The following is a 5,168-nucleotide window of genomic DNA, read 5'->3' as shown; positions in this document are numbered from 1 at the left end:
AGGTCAGCAGCCAGGTGGTGTCCTACCAGCGGCGCCTGGCAGGCAGCGGACGAGTGATCGGGGATGATCCGCTGGATCTTCCCGCGCGGCACCTGCGCACGCGGGCGGTCTGGTACACGGTGACCGAGGAACTCCTGGCCGAGGCCGGAATCGACGACGGCGAGGTCCCCGGTGCCGTTCACGCTGCCGAACACGCGGCGATCGGCATACTCCCGTTGTTCGCGACATGCGACCGGTGGGACATCGGGGGAGTGTCGACCGCACTGCATCCGGACACCTCCCGTACCACGGTGTTCGTCTATGACGGCTATCCGGGCGGAGCGGGTTTTGCCGAGCGCGGCTTTCTGCGCGGTGGGCCGTGGCTGCGCGCGACCCGAGATGTGATCGCGGCTTGTGAGTGCGTGGCCGGGTGCCCGTCGTGTGTGCAGTCGCCGAAGTGCGGAAACGGCAACGAGCCCCTGGACAAGCCGGCTGCCCGCCGGCTGCTCGACGCTGTCCTGCAGCGGCTCGATTCGGCCTGGTCGGATAGTCGGTAGGCTCACCACCACTACTGGGTGGTGGCTGCTGCCGGTGCTGGCGTCATGCTCCGGCTGCCGCCGTTGTGCCGCGCTGGCGTGCTGTGCAAGGTTCGGTCGCTGCCGGCGCTGTTCGCCGGGCCGGCGCGGGCCCTGGCGACAAGCGGTCCCAGACCGGCGAGCGCTCCCGGGAGATCGACGGCCACGGCAATCTCGACGGTGTCTCCCGAGATCCTGCAGGATAGGACGCGGCTGCGATTCGCAAACCCGATGGCGTGCGCCCGCCCGCACATGGATTCCGGGTCACCGGATGGATCACCCGCGGCCGCAAGAGCTGCCATGTCAGCCGCGCCCGCGGCCCGTTGGCGGCAGACAGCAGTCATTGAAACCGCTAGAACGACGCCGGTGAACGTCCCCAGGACCAGGAATGCGGAAAGCGTGAGTACGGTCGCCGAACCTGTGTCCCCGAAGCTGGACGAGTAGTGCGTGTCCAAGCCGCCGAGCGGTCGCAGAGAACGCCTGAAAGGCCGGTGGAATCGACGCCTGTATGTTTGCCGCGAACATGAACGGTGCATTGTTAAGCCTTCTTTATGCTGATTCAATAATTGTCGGGTACGGGTACGGGTACGGGGCCGACTTCGGTGTTTTCCGCTGCCTCCGTCGGTGCTGTGGAGGACATGGTGATATCGATTGGAGGAGTAATTCTTGCCAGTACCCCGGTGGCGCGGACTCCGAATCTGATCTGGACGACGACGACATCCGCGGTGCGGCTGATGGAAATCGTGGAACCCCGGGGAGCGGCCCGCCCGGCCCAGGCGCGGACCACTTCGTCGGTTTCTCCGCGAGCGGCGGCGCGGGCACCGATGCGAGCCGCCTCCGCGCACTGCGCCTGAACCGAAACGGCGCTGACAACCCAAATTGCGATCAGCAGGACAAGTATCAGTGATGGTATTGCGACCGCCAGTTCGGCTGTTGCCTGGCCGCCGTCAGGGGTTCTTCGCCCTCGGTTACGGCCCGCTCCGCGGCTGGGGGTCGTCGAGCCACGCACCGGCTCGGCCGGTGTATCAGAAGGGGATGGACAGCGCCTGCTTGACCAGGTTGGCAAGCAGCGCTCTCGTCGCAGAACTGTTGATCACAGCGTAAAGAACAGCGGCGAACCCGACCGCGGCGACCGTGCCGACCGCGTACTCCGCGGTCGACATGCCTGCGTCGTCCCTCCGCCTGGGCAGGGTCGTGGCTGACACCGCCCGCACACCAGCCCGTTGCCGGCGTGAAGCACCGATCGTCGACTGCATGAATGTGCCGATCAGCAGCACCTTCCATTGAATGATGAGAGAGGTTTTGGATGATCTGAGTGCGGCCATGACAGGCGACCTCCAGCTCAGTTACTGGTATACGGTGGATGTCTGCTCCTCGAGATGAAGGAGCTTCGACTCCCTTGATGATGGCGCGTTGAATGCGGCCCCGGCGAGGACGGACGTCGCTTTGTGGATAACCTTCCGTCGTCCACAGGCCGGACGTCCTGTCATCCGCTGAAAGCAGCGCGATGACGACATTTCTGGCGTCCCTCTCATGTCGTTCTCACGTCGCTTTCAGGTAGGGGTCGCTGGAGGCGTCACACAACGTCGCTGGAAGCGACACACAACATGGTTACGGGAGCGCCAGGCCCGCACCTGCTCCTATCACGACTGGCACGACTCCCAGCGCGATGAATGCGGGCAGAAAACACAGACCGAGTGGTACTACGGCGGTGACTCCTGCCCGGCGGGCCGCGGCCAACGCACGTTCCTGCTGCCTGGCGCGGGTCTGGTCCGCCAGTCGCCCCAGGGTTACGGCCAGGCGGGCCCCGGATTCCTCGGTCCGGTGCAATGCCCGCGCGAAAGCCGCTATCTCGTGTGCTTCCGCTGAGAGTGCCGGTGAGCCGAGCTTGCCTGGACCGAGTCCGGCTGGAGCGAGCCTGGCCCACCAGCCCGGTCCAGGCCGGGAGCCGTGTCCAGGATTGAGCAGCCGGCTGCAGGCTTCCGCCGTGGACGCGCCAAGGCGCAGACTACGGCTGACGATGCCCAGTTCCGCTCCGAGTGGACCGCCAACCGCATCGGCCACGATGTCCAGAGCTGTCACGATGGGCGCACCAGCCGTCAGGCAGGCCGCGATCAGGTCGAGAGCCAGTGGAAGATCCTCGGTGAGGCGTGCCTGCCGGCGCTGTGCATGTTGATCCGGTACGGAGGCCAGCAGCCGGGCTGCGGCGACACCGATGATGATCCCGGCAGCCATACCCGCGGGGCCAGGAAAGATCGCAACAGGTCCGAGTCCGGCTGCCGTACCGAGAGCGATCCGCCGTACTACCGATCTGCTCACGTTCAGGCGCCGTCCACTGGCCATGCGTCCACTTACCATCCGGCTCCCGGTACCGGGCATGCCAGCTGTCCCGGTGTCCGTTCCCCGCCGTTCGAGTGATCGCCGGCCCGAGGCGGTATCCGCGCCCGGTGGCGGGCGGAGCGCAGGGATTCGGCGTCGCGCATGGTCGCGTAGCGTCGTCGTTCCTGTCAGCCAGGACGCTGATGCCATACACAATGTGGCAGCGGTGAGCAGCAGCTCCCGTTGGGAAAGGGCCAGCGTTTGGGAAAAGGCCAGCGTTCCGGCGGTGAACGCGAGTGACGGCGGCGACACCGGCTCGTCGATGATCAATCGGTGCCACTGCGGTTGGATGGTCACCTGGGCAACCCGTGCGGTGGCCAGGCATGGGCGGCCCCTTCATGGCCATGAATGCCTGCGTCGCGTTTACCGGCCACCTCGGTAAGCCGGTTGATCCATGCCAGGCCGGCGAGGTCAAGCGCCACACCCACGACCAGGCAGAGCGTTCCGGCCCGAGTATCCAGAAGAACCTTCAGCGGCGATGCGCCGAGCAGTACACCAAGCACGATCCCAGCAACGGGCAGGGATGCGACCATCCGCCCGGACGCCCGCGGCCCGGCGAGTGCCGCGGAAACCTCGCCGTCCTGTTCACGCTCGGCGCGCACAACGGCGGCGAGCCTGTTCGCCAGTGGGGCAAGCGGAATACCGGCGTTCTGGCTTACTCGCCATGCAGCCGCGAGCTGGCGCAACGTCGACGCCTCACAGACCGCCAGCGCGACAGCCGGGTCCGTCCGGCGGGCAAGTGCCACGCGCAGGGCCAGGGGATCGTGCATGCGCACGTCCCTGCCTGCTGCGGTCACATGACCATGTTCGCCCGGCTCGCCGGCAACGTCGTCGACGGCTGACCGCAGGGCCTCAGCAGGCTCGCGGCCGGCCTCGAGCTCGGTGGCAAGCGCTGCGAGAACCTCCTCCGCGCTCGCACGCTGCATACCGCGCCACCGCCGGTCCGTGGCGCGCCGCAGGGCTCGCCGGGCTGTCACGGCGCCGACGACACCCGTGCCGGCGGCCACCGGCCCCAGGACCACGCCGATGACGACCGTCCCAGCCGCCGCGAACGCCACCGGTGTCCAGGAGCGGGCGGGCGGCAGCGTCAGCGTGTGACCCAGCGCGTTCAGCGTGCGGCCTGGCGCGTCACCGGTTTCGTGGCCTTGCCGGGTCTGCTCCGTGCGTGTCACGGCTGACGACCGGACCCGGGGTGGGCGCCGTCCGATTGGTCCGGTGGCCAGCGCCGCGGCAACGGCACAGCAGCCGGCGGGTGCCACGGTCAGCATCGCCGGCTGCCGGTGGCGGCGCTGCGGAGCAGGTCGGGACGCGGTCCGCCGCGCTCGGCAAGCATCCTGTCGAGAATCTGCGCCCCGGCCCCGGCCACGACTACCTGGGCCGTGTCCCCATAACTGTCCCCGTCGCCGTCCCTGTCGCGGTGGTCCTGCGATGGCGGGCGGTGGCGTAGGCGTAGGGCATCCAGCACGTGCACAAGCCCACCCTGATCGCGAAAGAGCACGCTGATTTCGCTGAGCCTGCGTCTTCTGTCACGATCTCGCCTGATGTGGACGACAGCCTGTACCGCCGAGGCAAGCTGGCTGTGCAGGGCTGCCCGATCAAGGCCCGCGAGCGCGGCGAGCGCTTCCATCCGCGCCGGGACGTCGGCCGCCGCATTTGCGTGCACGGTGCTGAACCCGCCCTCGTGACCGGTGTTGAGTGCAACCAGAAGATCCATGATCTCGGCCCCGCGGACCTCGCCCACGACAATCCGGTCAGGCCGCATCCGCAGTGCCTGACGCACCAGATCCCGCAGGTCGATACCGCCCGCGCCCTCTATGTTCGGCGGGCGGGACTCCATGCGGACGACGTGTGCCAGGTCCACGACGAGTTCGGCGGTGTCCTCCACGATCACGACTCGATCGGCGGGGTCGACCCGCCCCAGCAGTGCGCCCAACATGGTTGTCTTGCCCGAACCGGTACCGCCGGTGACCAGGGTGGCCAGGCGGCCTCGCACAAGTGCGTCCAATACCTCGGCCATGGCGGAGGTGACCGTACCGGTCGATATGAGATCGTCCAGCGTGAACGGTCGTGGTCGGGGGACCCGTAGTGACAGACATGTGCCCATGACCGCGACGGGGGCGAGCACGGCGTGCAGCCGGGTGCCGTCGCCCAGCCGCGCGTCGGTGAACGGGGTCGCGGCGTCCAGACGCCGCCCGGTTGCGGCGGCCAGCCGGACCGCGAGCCGGCGTACCGCGG

Annotated in this window: 7 protein-coding genes; 1 reads left to right on the top strand and 6 read right to left on the bottom strand. The window is 68.0% G+C overall.

The window, feature by feature from the left end:
• A partial coding sequence (locus tag DD1DGNOD_RS28420; RefSeq protein WP_206443427.1) for a Zn-binding domain-containing protein occupies nucleotides 1-536 on the top strand: 536 nt, incomplete at its 5' end.
• Between the two features lie 11 nt (nucleotides 537-547).
• On the opposite strand, the gene DD1DGNOD_RS25315 is transcribed toward DD1DGNOD_RS28420, so the two are convergent.
• The 6 genes from DD1DGNOD_RS25315 to DD1DGNOD_RS25290 form a co-directional block, all read right to left on the bottom strand.
• A complete protein-coding gene (locus DD1DGNOD_RS25315) occupies nucleotides 548-1,090 on the bottom strand; it encodes an Rv3654c family TadE-like protein (protein ID WP_131768843.1) in 543 nt (180 codons plus the stop codon).
• A gap of 23 nt (nucleotides 1,091-1,113) precedes the next feature.
• Nucleotides 1,114-1,563: a TadE family type IV pilus minor pilin gene (locus DD1DGNOD_RS25310; RefSeq protein WP_131768842.1), complete on the bottom strand. Its 450-nt coding sequence runs from the start codon at nucleotides 1,561-1,563 to the stop codon at nucleotides 1,114-1,116.
• Nucleotides 1,564-1,579: 16 nt separating this feature from the next.
• The gene (locus DD1DGNOD_RS25305) at nucleotides 1,580-1,879 is read right to left on the bottom strand and encodes a DUF4244 domain-containing protein (protein ID WP_241251856.1); all 300 of its coding nucleotides are present in this window, start codon (nucleotides 1,877-1,879) and stop codon (nucleotides 1,580-1,582) included.
• Between the two features lie 286 nt (nucleotides 1,880-2,165).
• Nucleotides 2,166-2,873, bottom strand: coding sequence for a type II secretion system F family protein (locus DD1DGNOD_RS25300; protein WP_165035275.1), 708 nt, complete (start codon nucleotides 2,871-2,873; stop codon nucleotides 2,166-2,168).
• 353 nt (nucleotides 2,874-3,226) lie between these two features.
• Nucleotides 3,227-4,105 carry a type II secretion system F family protein gene (locus DD1DGNOD_RS25295; RefSeq protein WP_131768840.1) on the bottom strand — a complete coding sequence of 293 codons (879 nt, stop codon included), beginning with the start codon at nucleotides 4,103-4,105 and terminating at the stop codon, nucleotides 3,227-3,229.
• An 89-nt stretch (nucleotides 4,106-4,194) separates the two neighbouring features.
• The coding region (locus DD1DGNOD_RS25290; RefSeq protein ID WP_241255976.1) for a TadA family conjugal transfer-associated ATPase at nucleotides 4,195-5,168 on the bottom strand (974 nt) is incomplete at its 5' end.

The organism is Candidatus Protofrankia californiensis (assembly GCF_900634765.1).
GTDB lineage: Bacteria > Actinomycetota > Actinomycetes > Frankiales > Frankiaceae > Protofrankia > Protofrankia californiensis.
The sequence above is the reverse complement of the archived record's forward strand: the minus strand, read 5'-3'. Positions and strand labels throughout refer to the sequence as shown.

Excerpts from the sequence above, each read along its gene's own strand:
- DD1DGNOD_RS25315 (WP_131768843.1), bottom strand. The coding sequence starts at position 1,090 with ATGCACCGTTCATGTTCGCGGCAAACATACAGGCGTCGATTCCACCGG.
- DD1DGNOD_RS25305 (WP_241251856.1), bottom strand. The coding sequence starts at position 1,879 with ATGGCCGCACTCAGATCATCCAAAACCTCTCTCATCATTCAATGGAAG.